General features: G+C 41.5%; 24 protein-coding genes. 4 read left to right on the top strand and 20 right to left on the bottom strand.

Going from position 1 to position 24,823, the window contains the following annotated elements; translation table 11 throughout:
* Nucleotides 1–26: 26 nt before the first annotated feature.
* Complete coding sequence (locus NRIC_RS05455; protein WP_146621685.1) at nt 27–671, bottom strand: TetR/AcrR family transcriptional regulator; 645 nt, start codon at nt 669–671, stop codon at nt 27–29.
* Between the two features lie 299 nt (nt 672–970).
* Between NRIC_RS05455 and NRIC_RS05450 the strand changes: the two genes are divergently transcribed.
* Together NRIC_RS05450 and NRIC_RS05445 are read left to right on the top strand one after the other, a co-directional pair.
* Nucleotides 971–1,735, top strand: a complete 765-nt coding sequence (locus NRIC_RS05450) for a DeoR/GlpR family DNA-binding transcription regulator (protein ID WP_146621684.1) — start codon at nt 971–973, stop codon at nt 1,733–1,735.
* A 14-nt stretch (nt 1,736–1,749) separates the two neighbouring features.
* On the top strand, nt 1,750–3,069 hold the full coding sequence (locus NRIC_RS05445) for a DUF1576 domain-containing protein (protein WP_227873745.1): 1,320 nt from the start codon (nt 1,750–1,752) through the stop codon (nt 3,067–3,069).
* A 56-nt stretch (nt 3,070–3,125) separates the two neighbouring features.
* Here NRIC_RS05445 and NRIC_RS05440 read toward each other — a convergent pair whose 3' ends face one another.
* The 4 genes from NRIC_RS05440 to NRIC_RS05425 all read right to left on the bottom strand — a co-directional run bounded on the left by NRIC_RS05440 (nt 3,126) and on the right by NRIC_RS05425 (nt 8,669).
* Entirely contained in the window at nt 3,126–3,767 is a 642-nt protein-coding gene (locus NRIC_RS05440) for a hypothetical protein (RefSeq protein ID WP_146621683.1), read from the bottom strand.
* 74 nt (nt 3,768–3,841) lie between these two features.
* Nucleotides 3,842–4,786 (bottom strand): 3'-5' exoribonuclease YhaM family protein, encoded by a 945-nt coding sequence (locus NRIC_RS05435; protein ID WP_146621682.1) that lies wholly within the window; start codon nt 4,784–4,786, stop codon nt 3,842–3,844.
* The gene (locus NRIC_RS05430; protein WP_146621681.1) at nt 4,783–7,419 is read right to left on the bottom strand and encodes an ATP-binding protein; all 2,637 of its coding nucleotides are present in this window, start codon (nt 7,417–7,419) and stop codon (nt 4,783–4,785) included. The genes NRIC_RS05435 and NRIC_RS05430 overlap by 4 nt, the downstream gene beginning before the upstream one ends.
* A 20-nt stretch (nt 7,420–7,439) precedes the next feature.
* On the bottom strand, nt 7,440–8,669 hold the full coding sequence (locus NRIC_RS05425) for a DNA repair exonuclease (RefSeq protein ID WP_146621680.1): 1,230 nt from the start codon (nt 8,667–8,669) through the stop codon (nt 7,440–7,442).
* Nucleotides 8,670–8,861: 192 nt separating this feature from the next.
* Between NRIC_RS05425 and NRIC_RS05420 the strand changes: the two genes are divergently transcribed.
* Nucleotides 8,862–9,374 carry a MarR family winged helix-turn-helix transcriptional regulator gene (locus NRIC_RS05420; protein ID WP_146621679.1) on the top strand — a complete coding sequence of 171 codons (513 nt, stop codon included), beginning with the start codon at nt 8,862–8,864 and terminating at the stop codon, nt 9,372–9,374.
* A 207-nt stretch (nt 9,375–9,581) separates the two neighbouring features.
* Nucleotides 9,582–9,962: an FMN-binding protein gene (locus NRIC_RS05415; protein WP_146621678.1), complete on the top strand. Its 381-nt coding sequence runs from the start codon at nt 9,582–9,584 to the stop codon at nt 9,960–9,962.
* Between the two features lie 152 nt (nt 9,963–10,114).
* Here NRIC_RS05415 and NRIC_RS05410 read toward each other — a convergent pair whose 3' ends face one another.
* The 15 genes from NRIC_RS05410 to ilvB all read right to left on the bottom strand — a co-directional run bounded on the left by NRIC_RS05410 (nt 10,115) and on the right by ilvB (nt 24,555).
* Nucleotides 10,115–10,912 (bottom strand): MerR family transcriptional regulator, encoded by a 798-nt coding sequence (locus NRIC_RS05410; RefSeq protein ID WP_146621677.1) that lies wholly within the window; start codon nt 10,910–10,912, stop codon nt 10,115–10,117.
* Between the two features lie 131 nt (nt 10,913–11,043).
* Nucleotides 11,044–11,499, bottom strand: coding sequence for a hypothetical protein (locus NRIC_RS05405; protein WP_146621676.1), 456 nt, complete (start codon nt 11,497–11,499; stop codon nt 11,044–11,046).
* Nucleotides 11,471–12,406, bottom strand: coding sequence for an AraC family transcriptional regulator (locus NRIC_RS05400; RefSeq protein WP_146621675.1), 936 nt, complete (start codon nt 12,404–12,406; stop codon nt 11,471–11,473). The genes NRIC_RS05405 and NRIC_RS05400 overlap by 29 nt, the downstream gene beginning before the upstream one ends.
* Nucleotides 12,407–12,834: 428 nt before the next feature.
* Complete coding sequence (locus NRIC_RS05395) at nt 12,835–14,382, bottom strand: AcpB/EbpR/MafR family transcriptional regulator (protein WP_146621674.1); 1,548 nt, start codon at nt 14,380–14,382, stop codon at nt 12,835–12,837.
* Between the two features lie 438 nt (nt 14,383–14,820).
* Complete coding sequence (locus NRIC_RS05390) at nt 14,821–15,897, bottom strand: hypothetical protein (RefSeq protein WP_146621673.1); 1,077 nt, start codon at nt 15,895–15,897, stop codon at nt 14,821–14,823.
* A gap of 758 nt (nt 15,898–16,655) precedes the next feature.
* Nucleotides 16,656–18,206, bottom strand: coding sequence for a hypothetical protein (locus NRIC_RS05385; protein ID WP_146621672.1), 1,551 nt, complete (start codon nt 18,204–18,206; stop codon nt 16,656–16,658).
* Nucleotides 18,199–18,912 carry an ABC transporter ATP-binding protein gene (locus NRIC_RS05380; protein WP_227873749.1) on the bottom strand — a complete coding sequence of 238 codons (714 nt, stop codon included), beginning with the start codon at nt 18,910–18,912 and terminating at the stop codon, nt 18,199–18,201. Before NRIC_RS05380 ends, NRIC_RS05385 begins: the two co-directional genes overlap by 8 nt.
* A 141-nt stretch (nt 18,913–19,053) precedes the next feature.
* On the bottom strand, nt 19,054–19,551 hold the full coding sequence (locus tag NRIC_RS05375) for a GNAT family N-acetyltransferase (RefSeq protein ID WP_146621670.1): 498 nt from the start codon (nt 19,549–19,551) through the stop codon (nt 19,054–19,056).
* Between the two features lie 86 nt (nt 19,552–19,637).
* The gene (locus NRIC_RS19495; RefSeq protein ID WP_227873744.1) at nt 19,638–19,886 is read right to left on the bottom strand and encodes a hypothetical protein; all 249 of its coding nucleotides are present in this window, start codon (nt 19,884–19,886) and stop codon (nt 19,638–19,640) included.
* Complete coding sequence (locus NRIC_RS19490; protein WP_227873743.1) at nt 19,883–20,092, bottom strand: hypothetical protein; 210 nt, start codon at nt 20,090–20,092, stop codon at nt 19,883–19,885. Before NRIC_RS19490 ends, NRIC_RS19495 begins: the two co-directional genes overlap by 4 nt.
* Nucleotides 20,093–20,149: 57 nt before the next feature.
* Entirely contained in the window at nt 20,150–20,962 is an 813-nt protein-coding gene (locus NRIC_RS05365; protein WP_146621669.1) for a MerR family transcriptional regulator, read from the bottom strand.
* Between the two features lie 158 nt (nt 20,963–21,120).
* A complete protein-coding gene (locus tag NRIC_RS05360; RefSeq protein WP_146621668.1) occupies nt 21,121–21,702 on the bottom strand; it encodes a GNAT family N-acetyltransferase in 582 nt (193 codons plus the stop codon).
* Between the two features lie 85 nt (nt 21,703–21,787).
* The gene (locus NRIC_RS05355; protein WP_146621667.1) at nt 21,788–22,366 is read right to left on the bottom strand and encodes a TetR/AcrR family transcriptional regulator; all 579 of its coding nucleotides are present in this window, start codon (nt 22,364–22,366) and stop codon (nt 21,788–21,790) included.
* Nucleotides 22,314–22,883, bottom strand: a complete 570-nt coding sequence (ilvN, locus tag NRIC_RS05350) for an acetolactate synthase small subunit (protein WP_146621666.1) — start codon at nt 22,881–22,883, stop codon at nt 22,314–22,316. Before ilvN ends, NRIC_RS05355 begins: the two co-directional genes overlap by 53 nt.
* The gene (gene ilvB / locus NRIC_RS05345; protein ID WP_146621665.1) at nt 22,873–24,555 is read right to left on the bottom strand and encodes a biosynthetic-type acetolactate synthase large subunit; all 1,683 of its coding nucleotides are present in this window, start codon (nt 24,553–24,555) and stop codon (nt 22,873–22,875) included. The genes ilvN and ilvB overlap by 11 nt, the downstream gene beginning before the upstream one ends.
* Nucleotides 24,556–24,823 lie beyond the last annotated feature (268 nt).

Raw genomic sequence — 24,823 nt, 5'->3', positions numbered from 1 at the left:
TTTTTAACTCAATCGGGATGATTGAGTTAGTTTATGAATACTTGGATCAGTTGTTCGGTGGTTATTTGTTTGTTCGTCATTTCTTCATTGATTCCTAAGATGCGAAAGATAAACTCCACAAAGGAGATCAATTTCCTTTGGATCATTTCTGGATCATCTTCCAGCATTCGTTCATCTGACAGGGATTGAATGCCAGCAATCAAAAATTGAATACTTTCCAGCGGATACTCCGTTGAGAACTCCCCTGTTTGATTGCCCTCTTCGATCATTTGAGCTAGAACTGGACAAACATATTTGAGTGTTCCCTCTAAAGCCCGTTGTTTCATCAGCGCATTTTCGGTTTGGTGAAACTGTTCCAGCATCTCGCTTTTGCGTTGATTGCCAGCAGCCGATTGCTTATTTAAAAACAGCAATACTTTTTCCAAACTTCCTAAATCTGTTTTTAGCACCTCTTGCGCAATCGATCGATCCTGATCGACTACCCGCATGATAACAGCATCCATCACTTCTTCTTTTGACTTAAAGTAATGATAAAAAGTTCCTTTTGCTATTCCAATTTTCTTTAGAATATCGTTGATGGTTGTCTTTTCATACCCTTTTGTCAAAAAGAATTCTTCAGCAGTATCGATAATTTCAGTTCTTCTTGTTTCATGTTCCTTGACGACGCGCATTTATTTGCCCTTTCTAGACCGACGGTCGGTTTATTTATGAGTTAAGTATATTCCCTGTCGCTTTTAATGTCAACACTTTTTTCAAAAAAGTTTTTATTCACTTTTTCTGTTGTGATTTTAGAGAGAGCCTATCCTTTTGAAGAAAAACATATAGACAATTTTTTCACGTTTTTATATGCTTTTTTGATTTTTATATGATTTTTTCTATTTATCAGCTTCTTTTTATGTATAATAGAATCATATAAAACGTTTTCCGAAACATCTTTATTACACATAAACTTCTCAATGGAGGCATTTCCTTGAAAAACTCATTAGCAAATATTGATAAACGACATCGAGATATTTTAGATATTCTTGAAAAGAAGGAACAAATGACAACGCTTGAATTGGCAGAAGCACTAGATGTTTCCTTGAGTACCATCCGTAGGGATTTGCATTTGTTGGAAGAACAAAATGACATTATTCGCAGGTACGGGTATTGTATCTTTAATTATGAAAATAAAGCGGATGTTGATCATTCTGGTCCTGTCCGAATCAAGCAAGCGATCGCCCGCGAAGCCAGTACCTATGTTCACGACTGCGACACGCTATTTATCAATTCCAGCTCAACCGCACTTAAAACCATCGATTTTTTGCATGCAGAACACTTAACGATCATTACAAACAATTTGAAAATCCATTACTCTCCTCATAAAGCGAATTGCGATTATATTTTAACTGGCGGTGAGATGCGCTTTCCAAAAGAAGCATTGGTAGGAGATGTGGCCATAAACATGGTCAGTTCGATCAATGCAGATGTTTGCATCATCGGCTGCGGCGGGGTCAGCTTGGAAAGTGGTGTGACAACGAATATCATCAATGAGGCTAACATCAATCAATTAATGCTTGAACAAACGCTGAGATGCAAGATTCTTGTAGCCGATCATCGAAAAATCGGTACGACCTCAAAATGTAAAATTGCGGATATCTCGGCCTTTGATTACTTGATCACGGATCGTTTCAGCTCAATTGAAACATTAGAGGAAATACACAAGCTAGGAGTAAAAGTAATTCAAACCAATTAAAGGAGTGTGATTCTTTGGCAAACAAAAAACATCATTTTTTATCAACAACTACCGTTTTTAATTTTTTACTGGTGTATGGACTATCACTCACGATCATTCCCTTTCTCATGGATACTCCACAGGCATTGTTGGTTGGCATGTACAAAATCATTACCTCCTCCAGCAACTTGATCAGTGACTATGTTCATATCGCAGATGCACCAGCCGCTTTTTTGAACAGCGGCTTGCTGACCCTTAGCAGCTTGTTTCTTTTAAGAAAGCATAAGCATCATTTCTGCGGCCTAACTGTTTCTGTCATTATGATGCTTTCTGGCTTTTCCTTTTTCGGTAAAAACATTGTAAACTCGGCACCCATTCTTTTAGGATGTTTGCTGTACTTAAAAATTCACCATTCTGGCAGACAAGATTTGCTAGTGATGGGATTGTTAAGTACCTGTTTGTCTCCAATCGTTAGTATTATCTATACGTCACCGAATCACTTTTTTATTTCCAATCCACTCATCGCGCTTATTGCCGGATCATTGATCGGTTATACGATCCTGCCGATTTTCGATTATTTGAAGGTTCATACGAAAGAACTTAATCTCTACAATATGGGTTTTTCTGCTGGGTTTATTGGAGTGTTGGGCAATTTTGCCACTCGAAACATTTTGTCGATACAAGTGGTTCCTCATGCGCCTTCTTTTGATCATCACCGTGTCTTGCTGTATTTTTTACTTAGTTTATTCACTGTTCCAATCCTGGTCTTTTTGTATACATATAAGAAAAACTACTTTCATCAAAAAGGTCTATTGTTGGATCTGAAAAAAATTGTTCGTTTTTCTTTGTACGGCTATTTAGGAATCGCCTTTACCTTAGTCCTGAGAGTTCCGTTAAGCGGCATTTTGGTCGGATCGATTTTGACGTTTGCCGGATTCAGTATGTACAATTTCAAATTTCGCTACTACTTTTTTCCTGCTGCCGGCGTCCTTTTGAGTGCTCTTCTTTTTTATAGGGATGCTGCTACAACCAATAACATTGTGGTCATGTTGTTTGCCAGCACACTTTCGCCTATGACGCGCAAGTATGGCATGATCACTGGCACTTTTTCAGGAGGACTGTTCTCTTTGATCACACGAAATACACACCATCTGACTGCAGGAATCAACTTATATAATTGCGGGTTCGCAGGGGGAATCACTGTTCTTTTTATGGATTTTATCCGCTTATTATTCTTAAAACATGCAGGACTCAACGCTTATTCACAAAATTTTTATGCTCGTATCATTGCCTTTGAAAAGAGAGTATTGCTTAAATTTTCTCTCATGTTCCAGTCATTTTCTAAGGCAGATTGATCCTTTATCCAAAATAAAAAAGTCATTCAAAGCATTTTGTGCTCTGAATGACTTTTTTACATAAACGAACGCAGCATGGCAATCACATACCTTAACAAACGAAACAGGATGAATAGAATAAACAGATTCCCAAAAATGAAACTGAACAGGTTACCGATTCCTGCTTTTAGGTTGCCTAAACTAAAACGTCTTAGAAAACGCGGCATGCTGCTATACCCATTTCGTCTCAAGCGATACTTTTCTTCATACGTAAGATCCAGCATATCGTAATAAATGATTTGCAGCGGCTGTTGTGCGAAGAAGGTTTTTTCAAAGCCGACCATCATCGTGTATTGCTTGTTGTTTGAGGGTAGATTACGCACGCCATTCTTGTTCACGCGTACATCGTCCTCTTTTGCTAAATAGCTGTATTCATCCTCTTCGATTCGATCGATTTTTACTTCCGGCAGGTTCGCCTGTAGAAAGCGGTCATAAATTTCCGGAAATTTTCCTCGTTGATTGATTAGAAAGCCGATAATTGCTGCCAAAGCGATGATCAAAACGATATTTAAGAAAACAAATTCTTGTGAGAAAAAAGTGTAGAAAGCAATAATCAGCAATGCAAGCCCGACAATCAAAATTCGTTTGTTGTAGTATTTTTGATACATACCTTCTATTGTTCGCCGGTAATAATCAAAATCGTTTTTTACAAAATCCACTGGCAAATGCCTCCTTACTGGATAGAAAAGGCGATTCCTCTGACTGCAGCTGCAGGAGATTCCTCGCCTTGATCTTAAATGTTTTTTGGTACATAAAAGCTGCGGTTATCCATGCCAAAGATGCGTTCAGTGTAGGTTCCTGGTTCTGCATTTTTGACTGCACTGGAGAGCATCTGCATCGAGGCATCGATATTATCGATCTGATGCAGGATTTCTGCTTCCATGATTCGTGGACGAACAGGTGACCCGTATTCTAACAACCCATGATGAGACAAAACCATATGGCGCAAGATGACTACATCTTCATCCGCATCACTGATTTTCAATTCCGCACATGCCTTATTGATCTCTTCATCTACCAACACCAAATGCCCCACTAGATTTCCTACCACTGTGTATTCTGTCGAAGACGGCCCGGTCAATTCCAATACTTTGCCTAAGTCATGTAGAATAATCCCTGCATACAATAATGAAGCATTCAATTGTGGGTATTCCTTTACTAAGGCCTTGCCTAGACGCAGCATCGTCAAAGTATGAAAAGCCAATCCTCCGGCGAAAGCATGATGGTTTCGTTTCGCCGCCGGAAATTCGAAAAATTCTTTTTGGTATTTGTTCAGCAAGAAACGCACAATTCGATTCCAATGTGCATTGGTGATCTCAAACAAGGTTTGATTGATCTCTTCTTCCATGTCTTCCCGGCGAATAGGTGCTCGTTCCATGTAAAGACTAGGATCACTTGGTTCCTCAGGCTTTGTCACCCGCAGATGCAAAATTTTTACTTGCGGATTGCCTTGATAGACTTCGCGTTTGCCGTTCAATGCAACGACCTGACCCGCCTTGAACCTTTTGATTTCTTCTTCAGAGGCATCCCAAAATTTGCCATCAACAGTGCCAGAGGTATCTTGAAATGTAAAGGCAATGAATTTTTTACCGTTTTTGGCCAAACGCACATCTGCATTTTTGATCAGCACGAACATTTCAAACTGTTCATCGACAGTCAATTCTTTAATTTTCTTCATCGTGAAACTCCCTTCAATTCCCAAACTGGTTGGTGAAGCTCTTGGTAATAGCTTACCATTTCTTGGTCAGATGACAAACAGATGATTTGATAATCTTTACTAAATTTTGCAAATAATTCTGCCAGCTGTCTTTTCCGCTGGTGGTCATAATGCAGCCAGCCGTCATCGATCATGATCGGGCACCACGGGTGATTTTTTTGCAGGCTCAAGTAAGCAAACCTGACCGCCATGATTACTTGATCCTTTGTTCCAGTAGATAGACTATAAATGGGTCGTTGATTGACCGTTACGATCCCTTCTGAAAAATCCAGTTGAGCCGCTTCGTGATCCGTTAAAAGCTGAAAATAGCTGCTCGCTTGCCTCATTAATTCTGGTAATTGCTGCTCCGACATTTCAGTGGCGATGTCTTGCAGCAGTTGGCTCTCTAATTTTGCTGCGGTATACTCCTTCAATAACTGATTGATCTCAGCCCGTTGCTGACTCGCCTGCTGATACAAAGCATCTAGGGTTCCATCTGCTTGCATTTGATCGATCTGCAGGCGCAGGCGCTGTTCCTGCTCCTGCAGATGACGCAATTGTCCTAGATGCTCTTGCTGCTGCTCTTTTAACATACGCAATTGTTCGTCGATGGTTCCTAGGGTAGTGTTCTCTGGAAACAACGGCGCAACACTTTCTTCCAAATCTCGTAAGCGCTGCTGCTGCTGAACCAATTTTTGTTGCGCCTGCAAGAAAGCTGGTATTTCTGCCGGATAGCGTATCCCTAAATGTTCATATAATGCTCGATGGTCTGAGATCAGAACCTGCTGCTGTTTTTTCGTTTCATTCATTCGCTGTTGCAAAACGGTATTTTCTTGATACGTTTGAGCGAAGCGGATTTGCTCCATTTCTTTGACGAAACTATCCAAGGCAGCAAATTTGTCATTCAAATTCTTTTCTTGCAGCGGCAGCCATTCATACAAAAATGTAAAAGCTTGCTCTTGTTTTAGCAGTCTTTGCTGGACCTCCTGCTGAGTGTTGCGCCAAGTTTCCCGCTGCTGCAGCTGCTGAAGGTACTGCTGTGCCAATTGGTTATCCTGCTGGACCTCTATTTCCGTCTCTTGCAGCGGAAAATTACGTCGTTGCAATTCTTGCTGGATTTGCTGAAGAGCTCGTTGCTGCTGGTGTTCCAACTGGCTTATTTTAGTCTGCAGCTCCGCAAGCTGCCCTTCGTGAAGATCCAGCAGCCCCAGTTTTTCCTGCCACGTCTCTTTGCTGGTCGCTGGATTTTTTTTTCGCATGCCTACAAATACACTTCCGAGTGCAGCAACAACCGAAAGATAACGCCAAGGAGTCGGCAAGAAAAAGGCTGCCAATAAAGCTGTGATCGTTCCGACTAACCACCAAGGTTTTTGTGTTTGCGTCTGAAAAAGTTCAGGATGCTGCTTTTCATACTGGTTTAATCCCTGTTCGGCTTGATCTCGCTGCTCTTGAATCAGCTGCAGACGAATCAATTGCTCATCCAGCTGTTTACGCACTTGTTTAAGCGGAGCAAACAATGTTTGAATCGCTGATTCTTCAACAAATGGACGCGGCAGATGCTCCGCGCTCCAGATTTTATTCCCAGATTCCTGTTGAGCTAACTGCACAGACAACTGCTGATACTCGTCCAGCAAGCGAATGACAGCAACCTTTTGATCCACTATTCGTTGAATCTGCTCCTGGTTTTCCAAATAAAAATAATATTTGGCGGAATGCTGATCCATTCCACTGTGGCGTTGCAATGCCTGCTGTAATTTTTCCAGCTCTTTGTTCAGCTGCAGGTATTCCTGATAAAATTCCTGCAGTTGTTCTCGCTCCTTCGCGGTTCCCTGCAGGCTCAGATCCGTCTTCTGCAAGGTTTGGTATTCTACATAATTGTTCCAATTCAGGCGTTGCTGCTCCAGTCTTAATTGTTTCTGCTGCGCTTTTTGACTAGCGTCTTCTTGCTGTCGCACTTGCTGCTGCATATTATCTGCCTGACGGACCAACGCTTGAAAATCCGATTCCTGTGCTTCTTTTTGCTGAATTTTTTGCTGCAGGTTTTGCCAGCTTTGCAGGGCAAGATTCAAGGATTGTTTTCTTCCACGCGGTTTATAGATCGTTTCATATTTTTTTTGCAGAATGTTTTTCTTTTCAAATAATTGATTGCTGCCTGACAGTCCCAGAGAGACTAACGCCTCGTGCAGCGCATCTTCTTGTAAAGATTCTAGTTGCTGCAGCTGTTCCTGTTGAAAGGTGAAGACCTGTTGAAACAATTCTTGATTCAATGGATACAAGATGCTTTCCAATAATTCTTCGCCGCCTTGCTGTCCATCCTCTAATTGAACAGCCGCCTTGCCTTTGAGTTTATTTTTGAAACGCTCGACTGTGACCATGCCAAATTTTTCAGTCATCAGTGTTAGTCTTCCTCCGTAGCCGCTGCCGTCCTCCGGAGTATAATCTTGACCCTTTTTTCGTTTGCTTGGAAACCCAAACAGGATCGCTTGGATAAATTGGTAGAGGGTTGATTTTCCAGCTTCATTTAAGCCATAGACAAGTTGATTTCTAGGTTCAAATAGAAATGTCTCCTGCCGCCATTTACCAAAGCCGGTGATCTCTGCCTTTTTAATCCACATTGACTTTCCTCCTCGTCATTTTAATCATCCTGATTCACAAAGAAATCATGTGTTTTTTTAAGGGATTCGTCTGAAGTGTCCTCTAGGCGAAAACGATACGTTTCCTTGATCGTTTGCTTCAGCTCCTCGACCACCTCTTGCTTGAACTGTTCCGTCAGCAAAGGATGGATTAAAGGATTTTGATTCAATTCCTGCACCATCGCCTGAAATATAGCGGGTTCTTCATATGTTGTCAAAAGCTGATCAATCAACGCTTCTTCGACAGCCAAATAAGGTCGTTCCTCGGCCGGATCGGCTGCTGCCAAGCGCCATAAAAAGATATGATCAGGGAGTTCTTCCTGTAGGACCTGACGCAATTCATCTGAGGCGATCTGGTATTTCAATTCTTCCCCTAATGCCTCACCCTCAATGAGTTCAATGTGCAACAATTCGGGCAGTTCACTTTGGACTTGATCTTTTACTACCTGAAACAATTGTGCATTATTGCGTACATGTGCCAAAGACACTCTTTGCTTCTTCCAATGGATCGCCGCAATTTCAATCGGCTCAACAGTCGTTTTGCCTCTGCTGGCTTCGACCAGCTGAACTCCTGCCAGCGTCGTTTCTTTTTGCGTATGTCCCTGAGGTGTTCCTGGATACACGATCCATGGTGTGTTTGATAGAATCTGTGGAACATGGATGTGCCCTAAAGCCCAATAATCATAGCCCTTTTCAACTAATTTGGATATCGTAAATGGCGCATACGGAAAGTGCCCGCCATGATACATCCCAATGTGGAAGACATCGCTGCTTTTTACAGGAAATTGGTGGATCATTTCCTTTTCGATCGTAGGATGCTGAAAACTAAAGCTGCTGATTGCAACTGCCTCTCCATTTTTTGTATGGAACTGCTTCGTTTCAACCCTTTCTTTCGTGAACAGCTCCACATTTTCAGGAAATCGGAACCAATAACGTTCCTCTTGATAATAATCGTGATTGCCAAAATTCATGTACACCGGAATGTTCGCTTGATGCAATCGCGTCATCTCGGAAATGAAAAAGCGTTGTGTTTTTAATGTAGGACGATTTTGATGAAAGGTATCGCCAACGAGCAATACAAAATCAACTGCTTGATTTAACGCTGTATCGACTAGCTTGGTTAACATTTCGTGATTCGCTTTAGACAAATAAGGTTGAAAGCTGCTAGCGATATCAATCAATCCTTCAAAAGAACGATCTAAATGCAGATCTGCCGCATGTAAAAATTTCATAATACTGCCTCCAATCTTACTTATTTTACCATAACAAGGCGAAAGTTTGTTCGTATCGTCCAGGGAAACATGCATTTCTTTTCTCGATTTAAGAAACGATTTGTTCAACTCCTTTAGGTCTTTGGTCTCATTTTATTTCCGAACATCCATGGTATACTATAAAAGTAACTAGTTACTAAAAGGAGCCGTGCAATGGATATTCAACAGCTTATTGAAACGTTCAGTAAAAATCGAGACACGCAGCAACGGGCGATTTTTTCCAGCCTGTTTATTTTAGGAAATCGCCTGCAAACATCCTTTGACAAGCTTGATCCTGTCGTCACCTTAAAACAATTCATGCTGCTGACCATGGTTAAAAATGCGCCAGAAGAGGGATTGACTTTAACTCAGATCGGGGAGCTGTTAGGCAGTTCTCGCCAGACTGCTAAAAAACTAGCCTTGTCTTTAGAAAAGAAGAAGTTGGTCCAGATCCGACAAAGCACCAAAGATAAACGAAAATCGTTGCTCAGCATCACTTCCGATGGATTGAACTATTTTGGCAAAGTTGCTGTTTTGCATACGACTGCTTTGAATCGTTTGTTTGAAAGCTATTCAGAGGAAGAACTCACTCAATTGTTTACTCTATTTATGAAATTGTATGAAGGTGTAGATGCATTGGAACAACTGGAGTTAGAACAAAAAATAGATCCTGAAAAAAGCAGTTAAGCAGAATGGCAGAATACCTAATGTTTTCACCTGTAAGACAAGCTGCCAAAATCCCATCGCATCATGATGCTCGTACAAAAAGAATGGAGACTATCCAAAGCAAACACTCGTTAAAAGAAGCAAGCTATAACGAACCAAACGAGTTTACTAATCAAAAAAACTTTTCCCCCTCTAGCAAACAGTCATAAAAAAGGAGCTGAAACAGCTATGTCTAAATTAGTCACCGGTCTGATTTTCATACTCATTGCTGGGCTGATCATTTTTTTGGCAGCCCACATCTATTCAAAATCGGTCTTGAAAACTGTTTCAATTGCTCAGGTTGACCCGAAAGGATTACCTGATGGCACCTATTCAGGAACAGCTGAAATAAAACCGGTTGTTGCCAAAGTTGACATTACTATCGTCGAAGGAAAGATTTCTGATGTCCAACTTATCGAGCATCAAACCGGCTTAGGTAAAAAGGCCGAAACACTCACTTCTGAAATTATTGAGAAACAATCGCTGCAAGTTGATGCAGTCAGTGGTGCGACAATGAGCAGTCAAGCTATTCTTAAAGCTGCCGAAAACGCACTGACCAACGAACATTAGTCTTTTATCGGAAACTTAAAGAATCTGCTGTTGTGTATGAAGGATTTATTTAGCTTTCGAGTTTGATCGAATGGGAACCCTTTATCGCTCCGATATAATAAGAAACCAGACTGAGGAACTGTTCTCAGTCTGGTTTCTTATTATGTATGATCTTAGGCTTTGATTGGTACAATAATTTTTGTTTGGTAGCTCTCTGGATTTCCTTTGAACAGCTTGCCAGGTCCTTTTACATATTCTTCTCTCCAAGGCGTATCCAGTGTCAAATGGTGCTCTTTGGCATAATCAATGAGTGCCTTGTATGCCTCATGGAGACGATCGTATTCTCCGATATGCGTCGTACACAATGCTTTGCCAGCTGGAAAAGTGGTCATCTTAACGTTATCCGAAGAAAACGTCTTTTTGATCGGAACCCCCAGAGCCATTTTTCCGACCGCTTTGACTTCTTCGTCAAAATACAAACAAAACGGCGCACCATTTGCCCGTCCCTTTACCTCTTGGAACAATTTTCCTGTGTACTTTCCGATATCTTTAAACGTCCCTTCAAAATACCATAACGCAACATTCTTTGCTGGCAATTGTTCGACTGTCATTTGATAGCTCATTTGTTTTCGCTCCCTTGTTTGAGTTTTGTTCAGGAAAGCATCTAGTTGACGAATCAATTCTTGTTGTTTGGTGACTTTTTCTACCAGCTTTTGCCGTTTCTCGACGAGGTATTCGGCTAAATCTGTTTCTTCTAAATCGTAGGCCAGCACTTCCTTCATTTCAGCAATAGTAAAGTCAAATTGCTTCAACAAAAGAATCAGCTCGGCCTTTTCCAGATCATGGACAGCGTAGTAGCGATAGCCGTTTTCACCGCGAGCAGAAGGCTTCAGCAAGCCTTCGTGATCGTAATACCGCAATGTTTTTGCTGTCAGCTTAGATATCTTTGAAAACTCACCGATCGTATACATTCGACCCCTCCTTCTTCTCTACTATAAACCTTCCACTATAGGGGAAGGTCAAGCCCTTAAACAAAGTCGCTGTGCAAATGAAAAACAGCCGCTATTTATGTTGGTCTATCTTGCAAATAGCGGCTGTTTCTTTATGCTTTGATTTCTTCGATCGAGTCCACGATAACCCAATCTGCCATATTGTTTCCTCGAGCATATTGAAACGGTTCGATCGCTTCGATCTGTCCAATTTCATACACTGCTAATCGTTTTTTTCCGTTCCAGCGTTCGAACTGTTTCTGTGAAAGATTCAGCTCTGCTGTGTATCGTTGAAGAAAAGCAAGCGATTCATCTGGAGTCAGCTTCTCACTCTCAATGACTTGGGTGATCTTCCCGCGATGGGTCACCAGCTGTTCACCTCCGGTCTCTAAAAGATACACAGCCTCTCCTATACTGGCACGTCCGCCAAGAGGCAATCGTTTCCCAGCACCACCACGAACGACCATCGATTTTTCTTTGTTTAAAAGCTTCTCAAGCTCTTTGGCCTCCCAATTTAAATAGACGAGGTGCTCTTTTTTCTCAGCTTTTTCTTTCGTTGTGTGTCTCATTTACGTTCACTCCTTCATCTTTTATGGGCAGCCAAATTTCCAAACAAGCCTGATTTTCGATAGAGACATAGGTTTCTAGTTCGGCACCCGACGTCTTAACGTATTTTGTTTGAGGCAGCCACGAATTAAAAATACTTTGCTGCAATCGATGGTAAGCCGCTGAAACGTTCGCTGTCACACGATAATCATAGGGTTCACTGGTAAAAACAACATAGGTCTGTCTAGGAATCTCTAAGATCGTATGCTTATCGATGATACTCTGGTTTAGCACAAAACCAGTAAAATAGTTCAAAAATCCAGATTTTGGTGTTTTAGGATTTCCTACAGCAAAATAAGGTGCTCGATTGGCTCCAAAGAAATTTTTCTTCACCGCACTGCTCTCAGCTAAAGTTCTCAGAGACTGATCCATATAAAACGCTTCCCATTGCTTGCCAGTCTTGTTGAATAGATGTTCATCTAACTCGTACTGCTTCATTCTTCCGATCATTTTGAATCCAGGCAGTCGTTCAATGCGATAGTTCAAAAGATTTCCACCTTCGATTTGAATCTTCAAGCGAATGGGTGGAAAAAAATGAACGTTGGCCTTCGAATCTTTGACTTGACTGGGCGTTTGGTTATGAAATTTGCAAAACGCGCGATGGAAAGCTGACCGATTCGCATAGCCACACTGGTCAGAAATCTCATCGATTGTAAGGTTTCCGTTTTTCAAAAGATCTACCGCTTCTGAAAGTCGCCGATTTCGAACGTAGGTGGAAAAAGAATAGCCCGTTAAATAGGTGAAAAATCGATGGAAGGTGTACTCAGACAGCAGAGCCTGTTTAGCCAGCACTCCTAATGATATCTCTTCAAACAAATGATCCTCAATATAAGAAAGGGTCGCAGCAAATCGTTCAATATCTTTCGGCATAAAAATCTCCTTTATCCTATTAAGAATAGCACATTTGAAAAGACTGGAACCAGCTTTTTCTTGAAGCCCTCCTTTTTCGACACAGGTATCCAGATCTCTCTGACCATATCCTTCCATGTCAGGGCGGCCGAAGTCCTTTCTTCTATCCTTATAGCCTGTATTGAACAAAACCAGTCCACAGAGGAAAGTCTCTATTCGGTTACGATGGCATACTGAGCCTGTCACCGATCAATCCAACCGGCTCACCATCGATCAGCGGCAAGAAAAGCCTACTTCGTTTTGCTTGAATCAAGCTTATCATGCTGACAACAGGATAACCTCTCACATCGCAGACAAAAAAAGAGTCCTTTTGCTTCATTTCAGGCAAATAAAAATCCCTCAACCATCAGATACGATAGGATGGTTGAGAGAAACTCATTTGATTCAACTTATTCAAATTTCTGAGAGTATTCGACATTTTGCAAAGCCGATACTGGTTCAGATAAAGAAAAACGACTGAACATTTTTTGCATTTCCACGATCGTTTCCGGACGCAATGGAAAATCGACGACTAAACCAACAAGTTCTTTAGGGAGTCCATTAATTGAATAGGTTGTGAGTACACAATCATAGTGACAAGCCTTCTTATGTACGGTATTTAAATTCTTATTTAATTCTCTTAAAAGGTGAATGGTATAGTTGCCATACACGTTCGCATAGATTTTTTGCAGCAGACATTCCTCCTCAGACGGATTTAAATCCGATAGAAGCAGAACATTGAGTTGTCTGTCTTTTCCCTCAAAAAGCTGAACAACTTCAGGGAGCGTTGTCAGCAGCAAGTACAGGTAAGCATTTCGGCTGTCCACTTCTTCATTTCTTTGATTTTTCCAAAGGAATTGTTCGATCCATGAATGAAAAGCTTGTGCCGCACACTCATGCTTCGTAGAGAAATCATCGATCAATTGGTTGCGTGCTTCTCTTAAAATACTCAGCGGTGAATACATCGGTTCATAGAGATAAAATTCTTTGGTCAACAATTTGACCAGTCTCATTTTTCGCTCCTCATTGAACGAATGACCAATCAGTTTTTCCAGTTCGTCGATCATTTCGACATGCTCTAAAAACAGGCGCAGATACGTGGGATTCTCTTCACAGGCAATCCTATGATGTTCGTCATTAAGAATCACGATATCCAATGAAAAGCGCCATAAACAATCTTCAAAAAATAGTCTTTTCGGCAAATTTTTAAATTTCTGTCGCAGCTTTCGTTGAAACTCGTTTAACACATATTTATCTGAAAACTTCATAGGTGACAGCCGAAGGGTCTCATTTTCCAAGATATGACCGTTGTTTCCGCGCCAAAGAGCAATATAGACAGAGTAAACAGTCCTTTTGTATTCCATATAAGAATAAGCGACATTGTTTTCTGCAAAAAAACCAAGTATGGTATTTTCGATCAGTGTCTGCTCCTCTTTTTCAATTTTCGGCAGCTGATCATTGATTCCATCGTATTTTTCTAAGAAATACAACAGATAAAACTGCCGAATCATCATTTCATTGCCTTCGATGCGCAATGGCCGATGGGAGAGATGCAACCCGATTTTTTTCAGCATCACACCAATTTTTTTTAAGTATCTTTGAGTATTGGAAAAACTTAAAAACAAGTGATTGGCCAATGCATGAATATTTTCGCAGTCCTCATACAATAACTGTTCAATAATTTGAAATTCAGGCGAACTTTCCAAAATATCCGAATACAACGAACGAATGCTGAAACGTGAGTTTACCTCGACAGTGTAGATTCCCTTCTTCTTATGGATCGTAAAATTTTCCCAGTGACTGTTGATATACTTGATATCACTTAATAAAACCGGTGTCGAACAATTGATCTTGTTTTGCAGCTCTTCAAACGTAACACCTTTTTTGCTGTAGTACAATTCTTCAATCAATAATAAATATCGATGAACACTTGCACCCAATAAACTTCTAAAGTTCATCTTACTCCCTCCCAACTTTTCTTTCCCGAAGGGCTTGCTAGAAAGGAAATCCCCTAATATTTCCCCTTCAACCCTTCCTTCATTTTAACGGAATAAGATAGAAAAGACTTTTTTAACAAATGCTAAAAGTTTGTTATTTATTAACTGGTAAAAGCCAATTAAAACCCTAAAAAAAAGACTTTATATATTACTTTTCAATCAAATTCGTTATTAAATATTTTTGATAAAATCGTTTTTATTTTTTGATTATTCATTAACCATACTTTTTTTTAATAAATTAATTTGTTTGCTCTTTCATTAGAATAATTGATTTCATACCTTTTCGAGCCATTTTTTCCATTGTATTTCCCTTATAAATTCAGAAAGAAAAAAATAAGTGACAGGAAGAAACACTTACGGAGTGTCTCTTCCTGTCACTTAACCTAAAGTTAGTATTGATTATTCTGCTTGCATACGTACTGGCACAGACATGTAAATGTTCTTGATTCGAACGATGTGCTGACTGCAGCATGCCAATTTAGTTGGCTCACCTTTCACACATGATGTGCTGCGTTTTCCTACTAATGTAGCATTGATCATGTTGTCCATTGAAATTCCTTGCGGAGTAACGCTCAAGATTTGTCCTTGACCTTCTTCGATCGACCATCTGTAGTTCGTCACTTTTGCCATGTTACGTCTGATCGCAACGTATTCTGTCAAATTAACTGGAACACGCGGCTGCCAATTCAAAATTGGGTCATACGTATATTCCTCAATCAACGTCGCTTTGCTGCAAGCGCACAATGATGTTCTTTCAGCGTGCAAAGCACTCAGATTGCTTCTAAGATTACGTGAGATTCCTTTAAGTAAGCCGCCACACTCTGCCTTCACATAGCAATTGCGAGCATAAGCACCACTTGCTCCACCTTCAGAGATGATCTGACCTTTGCTAGTGGCAATTACGCTTGAACCTGCCCAAGTTCCAACACTATCATCATTGGTTGCCAATGCATTCACTACTGCTGTACAGTAAGATTTAACATTGCAATCTGCATAAATCCCGTATCTTGGTCCTTCAGCATTCAATTTTCCAGCTTGGATACATAGATCTCTTACGCGAACACCTGCTTCATTTCCGACAGCCTTCAATGTTCCTCTTCCACCACCACAGCCGCCGAACGCGTTAAGTGTTTGTCCAACATTGATTCCGTATTGGCCGCTTTGAGTGATCGCTTGCAACTCACCGTTTCCTTTGACAGTCAAACATCTTGTTGCATAGATCGAATCAATTTGTGCTGGTGTTGTATTTTTTAATACAATCGTTTGGTTTTTTGAACTGTACAGTTCCGTAGAGGCATCTAGTTTCCATTTTCCTCGTTTTGTAACGATGACGTTTTGAGCATTTTCTGTACGAATCTCAGCTGGATAGCCTCCTAAATCAACTCTAGCTGCAAAAGCATCTGCGCCACCCACAAATACCGCTGCGGCAATCCCCAATGCCAACACTGAGCCTTTCAACAAATTCCCCAATTTCATAGTATCTCTCCTTTTTTATTTAGATTTTCCTTACTAGGATTTAATGATAACACTTGTATTTTTTACACTTTTTTCTAAAATTAATTGTTTATTTAACGTTTATGAAAAAAAAGGGGTAAAAAAACATTTTATTTTAAAACTTTTTAAAACAAAACGGGTAAATGACTATCCTAATTGTTTAAGCAGCGATTATTTGCATCAGTACTAACAATTGATTTCAGCAATAACAGGTCTTCGATTTTTTTTGAGTAATTGGCTTTTTTCAAAAAATAGAACCCATACTCGAAAAAATAAAAAACAATTTTCAGTCACCTTTTTCCATCGAATCAATCAACAAACAGCATTAATTTGATCGGATAATAGAAACAACTATTGTTATTTTTATTCAAAAATAATTAAAATTACTCGAGTCCTCTTTGATCATCAGGATTTTCTTCACAAGCCTTTTTACTTCGCTTCAGCTGATTCGTAAGGAAGTATCGGTCAATCACCGCGTTCTGCTGATCTGCCTTTGCCGACTCTGTTGATTTCCACCTGCTTCTTTTGCTTTACAACCGCTCAGCAAGGCAACAGTCGAGGGGGTATACAAGAGAAATAGACCAATTATCATTCTGGTTGATTTGTTCATACACTTTCTCGCGTTTTGTTTGACTAATCGCGTAGGAAAGAGGCTATGACAGTGATGTCATAGCCTCCTTAAAAACCGTATTATCCGTGTGACTGAAACAGCTCTTTCGGTGCTAAACGCTGTTCCCTTTTTATTCTATAAAACGATTGATTTTATTCATCGAACGCCAGACAGCCTCGCTTGCTCCTACTAAAACAACACTTGATAGAGAAACCGAAAAAACAGGCTCCTTGAGTAAAAAAGTCAATCCAAAAAGCAATAAGAGGCTCACTAGTCCAGTGAGCATAGTCAAAAATACGGGCAATCCTTGTTTGATCACTTGCTGTTCGTTGGACCAATCAAATTTAGGATACATTTGATTAAACTTCAATCCGATGACGGCCATGAATAATCCAAAACAAGTTGGCAGCAAAACCAGCAGTACACCCGAAGCAACGTTCAATGAAAAGAAAACACCTAAAACGATACAACCCAACCATATCGCTGGAAGCACGATCAGCAAAGCCAATGCGACTTTTACCTGGTAGATGGTTTTTACAGGAATCGGCAAACTCGCATACTGCCATTGATTTTTTCCTTCCATGCTGATCGAAGCCATCGTGGGTGACCCCATCCCCAAAAACATAGAGACTCCGCATGGCAGCCAAAGCTTTAGCTGTTCCAAGCCAATTTCTGGCGTTAAAATAGTTGTTAATTGGTTCCAAGCAAAAGGCATACTTAATGCAGCGATCAAAAACAAAATTACGCCGATTGCTGAATTCATGACATACAAAGAGCTTGAAAAGTAAAGCCTCGCTTCCTTCAACAGCAAACTAAAGAAGAGCTTCCGTTGTTTTAAACGTTGACGATCCATCGTTCTCGTTTGTCTGTGCAGGCCTAGCTGCGTATTGATCTGTACATAATAACGGCTAATAACTTCCCAAAAAAGGGTCCCCAGCACTAGAGAAACGATCATGAAAGACCCAAGCCAGATCGCATTTCCCGCAAAGCCTTGCCTGATCCATTGAAGCAAAGGGTAATACGTTTCAAGCTTCACCAGCGCTGCTTGAATCATCGCAATCACTTCAGCATTTGTTCGATCGGCTGCTGAAAAAGACCCGACCATTAAGGCAACGATTCCTGCAATACTCAATAAGAGGATCACTAGCTGCTGGTACTTCGTTTTGGAGGCGATCAGCGAAATAATGGTGGTCAAGATCACACCCGTTATCAGTGGAATAACTGGTATAAATGGAATCAGCAAAAGACTCTGGACGATCGGCAGAAAATGCCCTCTATAAATGCTATAAACACCCATCGCTGGCAGCATTGCTGCAGCTGCAAACAGCGCATTCAATGCATACAAGCTGACCATTTTGCTGGCAGCGATCGTTCGTGTGGCAATTGGCAAAGCCAAAAGCGTATCAAAATCCCGAGAGCGAAACAATAAATGACTGCCCTTCAAAAAAGTCACCACTAAACAAATCACGGTGGAAAGGAGAACCATGGTGCCTGGAATATACGTCATGTTCCCTGTCGCTGCTAAAAAAATAGCGATTCCCAGCAAATAGCCGATCATTAACGCCCCAAACAAAACGACTCCCACAATAAAGAGGATTCGCCGCTTTTTATTTTGATGGAGAAACTGCGTAATCCCCATCCCTTTGACCTGCATGCGAACCAATGAACAAAACTTATTCATGGCCCACCACCTTCAAAAAAACTTCCTCCAGTGTTTGTTCGCCTCGAACCTCTTCAGTCGTCCCGCAGCGTTTCAGCTTCCCATGATCGATCAACGCAATTTTATTGCACAAAGTTTCGGCTACCTCTAACACATGGGTAGAAAAAAAGACTGCATTCCCTTTCGCACAATGCGCGTGCAATAGTTGCTTTACATGGTACGTAGCTTCCGGATCAAGGCCTACAAAGGGTTCATCCATCACCAGCAACTTCGGATCATGCACTAAAGCCGCAATGATCGTCAGCTTTTGTTTCATCCCATGTGAATAGCTGCTGATCAGATTCCCCAGCTGATCCATCAGCCCTAAACGTTGACTGAGGGCCTCCACTCGTTCTTGGCGAACAGCAGTCTCGATCTCGAAAATATCGGCGATAAAATTGATGTATTGTTCACCAGTAAGATAGTCATAAAGATCTGGATTATCTGGGAGGTAAGCCAAGCGTTGTTTACATTCAAGCGGGTGTTGTTGGATATCAAAGCCATCAATCAAAATCTTTCCACGGTCAAAGGACAAGGCCCCGACGACCGAACGCAAAGTCGTTGTTTTCCCCGCACCATTGTGTCCAATAAACCCAAAAATATCTCCTGGCTCGACAGTCAAGCTTAATTGATCTACTGCTGTAAAATTTTGTGAATAGGTTTTGGTTAACTCTTCAATCGCTAAAATCGGCATGTTCATCACTTCTTTCTATTTCCCGCCTACCTTAAGTATAGAAAGAACCTAGATAAGAATCAAAAGAGTTGTAGGCAACTAAAACGTTCTAAAATCAACCAGTGCGATACATTGTTGATTTTAGAACGTCTTTTTTTAATGATTCTTTTCGTTCGATCTCGTTAGCTCACAAACCAAGATATATTCTTCCTGATTTTCACCTACGATCTTAAAGCCAACCTTTTGATACATGCGTAAAGCATAATTGTCTTTTTGAACGGCTAGAGAGGTTCTCTGATAGCCGGCTTGTCTTAACTCATCCAACATGGCTTCCATCAGGTCAGTGCCGATTCCTTGTCCGCGGTAGTCCGGCAGCAGCGATATCGCGAATTCGGGGGTTTGGTCATCCACTGTTCCAAAGCCATCGATATTCCTGACCCAAACAGCTCCTATGATCTGGCCATCTCGTTTTGCACACAGACAATGATCGTCGGGAAGCTGTCCAAAATCGTTGATGTATATCCTTACAGAAGGCTGATCAATCTCTGATCTGGGGATTGGTTTTTGCGGATCACGTTGGAAAATCGCCTGATACAGAAATTCTCTCAATAAAGGATATTCCTGTGGATTCATTGCTCTTATGATAGCTTTCATTTTTCTTCCTCCGATTATTCATTCTCTAGATAATCAGATCGCTGTTCCACACATAGGACATCCCCCTTGAGCTTTTTTTCATTTTATCACATTTCTCGCAATTGCTCCTGTTCCTGCAGATAAGTCCTCTGCTCCTCAGTTGAAAGCTTGCGAATTTGTGTTGCCGGAAAGTTCTTAAACTGTGCCTGCTGGTACACTGGTTGAACCCTTGCTGCCGTTCTATTTTGTTTGCTTAGATAGCTTTCAAAAGCTTGCTGCGAATCAAAAATTTTATAGGATTTTCGGCCAGTGCTGCTGATCACTTCGTAAATGCCGCAATTTCTTTGTCGGGTCACATCCGCCGTGCACAAGTACAATTGTGCGGTCTCAGCTGTTCGAAACGGAAATCTCCAGCGGTACACGCCGCTTTTTCATCTGCCTGAATGCAGATACATCGCCCGCAGGCACCACAAATGTACTGCTGATGATTGACTAAACAGTCCTCAGCCTTCCACAAGGGTGGCGTTCGTTTTTGTTCACTGTAACATTCGGGACAAGCCATGCAAGCCCCCTCCTTTCACAAAAAAGCACCCCTTATTCAAGAGATGCCGTACAAAATTTATTTACTGACAACAAATCCGGATTCCGTGACCCAATTATCTGGATTAGGATCTTCGGCTGGGGAAACATGGCTGATGTTGATCATCGGTCCGACGATTTGATACTCGTTTGCTTCGATCCATTCCCCGATCGTTTGAGTAATCTGCGGCATTTGATCGAAGCTTCCGCTAAATGTGACAGAAGCCATTGTGAAAGCCGGAGCCTTTTTAAAATCGGCCGCTTTTGCTTCCGGATACTCGCCCACTACTGCAGCTTGAACCTCAACATCTGCATTTTTTTCGACAAACTCTTTGTCATGAAAAATCGTCATATTTAAAGGCGGCTGTTTGATTTTTGCATTGACTTCCTGCATTCCTTGCTGAAGCTTCATCCACAAATCACCTTCTAAGGTATAATCTGCGAGAGTTCCGCGCACACTTAGGACATTTCTTTCTGCTACTTCTTTGACTACTACATTGTATTTGGTCATTTCAATTCCTTCTTTCATGTGTTGTTTGAGCAAGGAGACCATGCGCTGTTTTTTCAAGAGTTCATCAAGATCCTCCTGCAGCTTTTGCTCCTGCAATGTATAATGCTGTTCTAAAAATGTAAGATCATTGGTTTCAATAATCTCCTTGATGGTCTTCAACGGCAGACCGGTTTGCTGCAGCAATTTGATCTGATTCAGCCGAGAGAGCTGTCCGGCTGAATAATACCGATAATTCGTAAACGTATCGATTGTTTCTGGTTCTAATAAGCCTAATGCGGCATAATGATCCAGTGTACGGACCGTTGTGTTCGATAATTTTGAGAATTCTCCTATTTTAAACATGTTTAATCGCTCCTTAGGGTATGCATTTTTTCGTCCTCGCTAGCTTACTTACAGTATAGAGTCACACGTAACGTGGGAGTCAACAAAAAATAAAAAACTTTTTTGATCTCAGACCAAAAAAGTTTTTTATGGGGGAGTTGCAGAAGACCACTTGCGACTTATTCTTTTTTCATTTTGATCGGATAGCCCAAACCGTTCAACGCAATCGGTGAAAATCGGCTATGTTTGTACCCGACGAATCCCAGATGTTCATATAGTCTTTTAGCATTCGTATTCTTGGACAACACTTCAATATAGTAGTCTTGATAGTCCGACAGCTGGAAGCAATGCTCGATCAGTTTGGTCGCAATTCCTCTTCCTCTCGCTTCTTTTGCTGTAGCAATCACATCCAAGTACAAATCCGTGTCTTTTTCTACTGCCTGACTTTGAAAAATGGCATTCATTTGGGCACAGATCATGCTGCCCTTCACACGCCCGAACAACTCCTTGCACTGTTTCTTGTCGAACTTGATTGGACGCACATTGTTGGTTGCCATCCCTAATACCCCTAATACTTGCTGGTTTTCAACATAAAGCAGCATATAAGATGGATGGAATGCTTTCAAGAATAAGGCACGTAATTTTTCAGCATTCTTCGTAAACGTCATCATATGACCAAAGCCTTCTAAAAAAACCTCGACTGCCTGCCGCTTTTGGCAATCTGTTGCTTTCGCAAATTCAACTAATTGACCGTCTTTCATAGATTCCCTCTCAATTCTACCTGATTGACAGCTGAGCGTATCAGATGATTTGTTCCTTGGCGATCCTTCTTAAAATGAAACGGACTTACTGATTTTTCAGCCCAGCTGCAAACAGACGAGCTGTTTGCGCAATAAATCGTTTCTTTTCTCTAGCAAACTGTTCATTCGTAGAAAAGGCCTGCAAAAATGCAAAGCCGACCATCGCCGAAAAAATGACTTGTGCTGTTTCTTTTGGATCGCTCGTATCATTACCGCCCTTTTCTTTCATCTTACTTAAATAGCTTTCCAGAAATGCCGTGTATGCAGTCGGAATTTTTTGAACATACGGCAGGGTTTCTTGATAAATTTCTTGTGCCCGCAGTCCTAACGAAAAGCGGACGATGTCAGGTGTGACCTGTTGGAAATAATGATCCATGATCGAAGCTAAATCGGCTTCCAGCTCCCCTATAAGCTGTTCAAAAAAAGTCGAATCGATCATTGGTATCCAATCCGCTTCTTTCAACGTCACCAGCAGTAAATCCTTTTTTGAACCAAACTGTCTAAATATGGTCGTCTCGTTCACCTGCGCCTCTTTAGCAATATCTTTTGTCGTCATTGTGCTGTAGCCTTTTTCAATGATCAGCTTCTTGACTGCATTCATAATATTGGTGCGTGTCTGTTTCACTTGTTCCTCCTTGATCCATGGGTGTAATTCCTGAAATGGCCGCACTTCCGCCTCGAACAATCTCTATTCGTTCTGAAAACAAGGGCTTAAGGTCCTTCAGGAATTGGTTATTAATACTTTCCTTTGCTACGCTCTCGATAATCAGCTGATCCTCACTGCGATCGATCACAGAAAATGAATAGTCCCTCTCCAATACTGAAAGAGCATCTGAGCAGGAGCCATTCTCCCACACCTTAATATACATGACCTCTTTTGAGAAAAAATCCTTTTCCGTATAATCCATGACCTCGATCACTTCCACCATATTGCCCAATTGATGTTTCACTTGTTCAAAAGTTCGATCATCGCTCACTACGCTAATGGTCATTCGGGAGGTATCGGCTTTTTCAGTTTCACCCACTGTTAAGCTATTTAAATTATACAATTTTCCCGAAAACAATCCAGCGACTCTTGCCAAAACACCCACTTCATTCTCGACGTAGACACTCAGCCATCTTTTTTTGGTATTACTCTCCATACAAAATCATCTCCTCTAAACTCTGACCGGGTGGAACGATCGGCAGAACCTTTTGCTGGCTCTCAAGGATAAATTCAATGAGAAACGGTCGCTCAACACTCTTTTTGGCTTGTCTCAGTGCCACTTCGATCTGTTTTTCTTCTACCACTCGGACTGCTTCAACTCCGTAGCTATGTGCCAACGCGATAAAGTCCGGAACATAGCTTCTCTCATCTGACAGCAGATCAGTAAATGAGTAGCGCTTGTCATAAAACATTTCTTGCCATTGTCGGACGTTTCCCAAGCAGCCGTTGTTGAAAATACAAATGATGACCGGTATTTTCTCAATGACTGCAGTCGCTAATTCTTGTAGATTCATTTGAAAACCGCCATCTCCAGTTATCACTAAAACATCCTTTTCAGGATTGCCCACTTTGGCCCCTAAAGCTGCTGGAAAACCATAGCCCATCGTTCCTAACCCGCCAGAGGTCAACAGCTCACGCTCTTGATTCACTTGTAAAAACTGTGTGGTCCACAGTTGATTTTGCCCAACATCTGTTACGACGATGGCGGATGAGAAGAGTTGATTGATCGCAGAAAGAATGGCTTCTGGTGTCAGACCCGATTCCGGCATATGGATCGGTTGATCGAGTGCTGCTTGTTTAAGCGTTTTGGTCCATTTCTTGTGAGTCTTTGCTGGAGATTCTTGGTTGATCTGTGCCAAAATGCAGCCTACATCTCCAACCAAGGATAGATCTGTTTCTATATTTTTTCCTATCGCCGCGGGATCAATATCCAGATGAATCACCTTGGCAGAAGAACAAAAGGAAGTGCTGTTGCCAGTCACCCGATCATTCAACCGAGTTCCGATGGCAAACAGGAGATCGCACGTTACCAAAGCTTGATTGGCAGAAAAACTGCCATGAATGCCTGCATTGCCTATATAACATGCATGATCACTGGGCAGTGCCCCTTTTCCCATGATCGTTGTCACAACAGGGAGTCCGTAATCTTCGGCCAATTTACACAGTTGCTGGTAGGCTTTTCCGCGATGAACACCACCGCCTACTAACAAGACGGGGGTTTGTGCTTGATTCAGCCATTCAATGGCTTGTTTAATTTTTTCTCCAGACGTTGTTGTTTGCGGATGGTATCCTCTGATCGCTACCGTTTTTGGATATGCCTCTGTTCCTAATTGCTGTTGAATATTTTTAGGAATATCCACGACCACCACTCCTGGTTTGCCTGTTTGCGCAATCGTGAAGGCTTTTTTGATGACTGTCCCCAATTCCTCTCGCCGTTTTACAGTGACTGCGTATTTTGCAACGGATCGACTGATTCCGACCATGTCCACCTCTTGAAAAGCGTCCTTCCCAATTAAATGAGTGGCTACCTGTCCGGTAAAACAAACCAGCGGGGATGCGTCGTACGCTGCCGTGGCGATACCAGTAATCAAATTAGTGGCCCCAGGACCGCTGGTGACCATACAAACGCCCACTTTGCCAGTTGATCGCGCATACCCATCTGCCGCATGGATCAATCCCTGCTCATGCCGAGGCAGGATCACACGAAATTCCTTTCTCTCATAAAGTGCATCGAACAAATCAATCGCCTGACCGCCAGGGTAAGCAAAACAAACCTCTACCTCTTCTTCGATCAATGCTTTAACGACTAATTCAGCTCCCGAAATCATCCGTTCAACCTCCTATCCCTAAAATGCAAGTAATTACTTGCATTTTAACACATAGACATTCTCTGTCAACGAAAGATTGTACAGTTCGTGCAACACAAAAAAACGAGATCAAAAAAAACATTTTGTCATCGCTTTTTTTATTGGTCTTTGTCTAGACAAACGATTTGAAGCAGAGATCACTCTTTTTACTCACGTCTAATCAGGCTTCATATAACTTTCCGAATCTCCTTCCACCTTCATCGCTTCCCCTTCTCAGTAAAGATGTTTT

This window comes from Enterococcus florum (genome assembly GCF_004309355.1).
Taxonomy (GTDB): Bacteria; Bacillota; Bacilli; order Lactobacillales; family Enterococcaceae; genus Enterococcus_A; species Enterococcus_A florum.
Note: the sequence above shows the minus strand (reverse complement) of the source record. Positions and strands in the feature narration are given on the sequence as shown.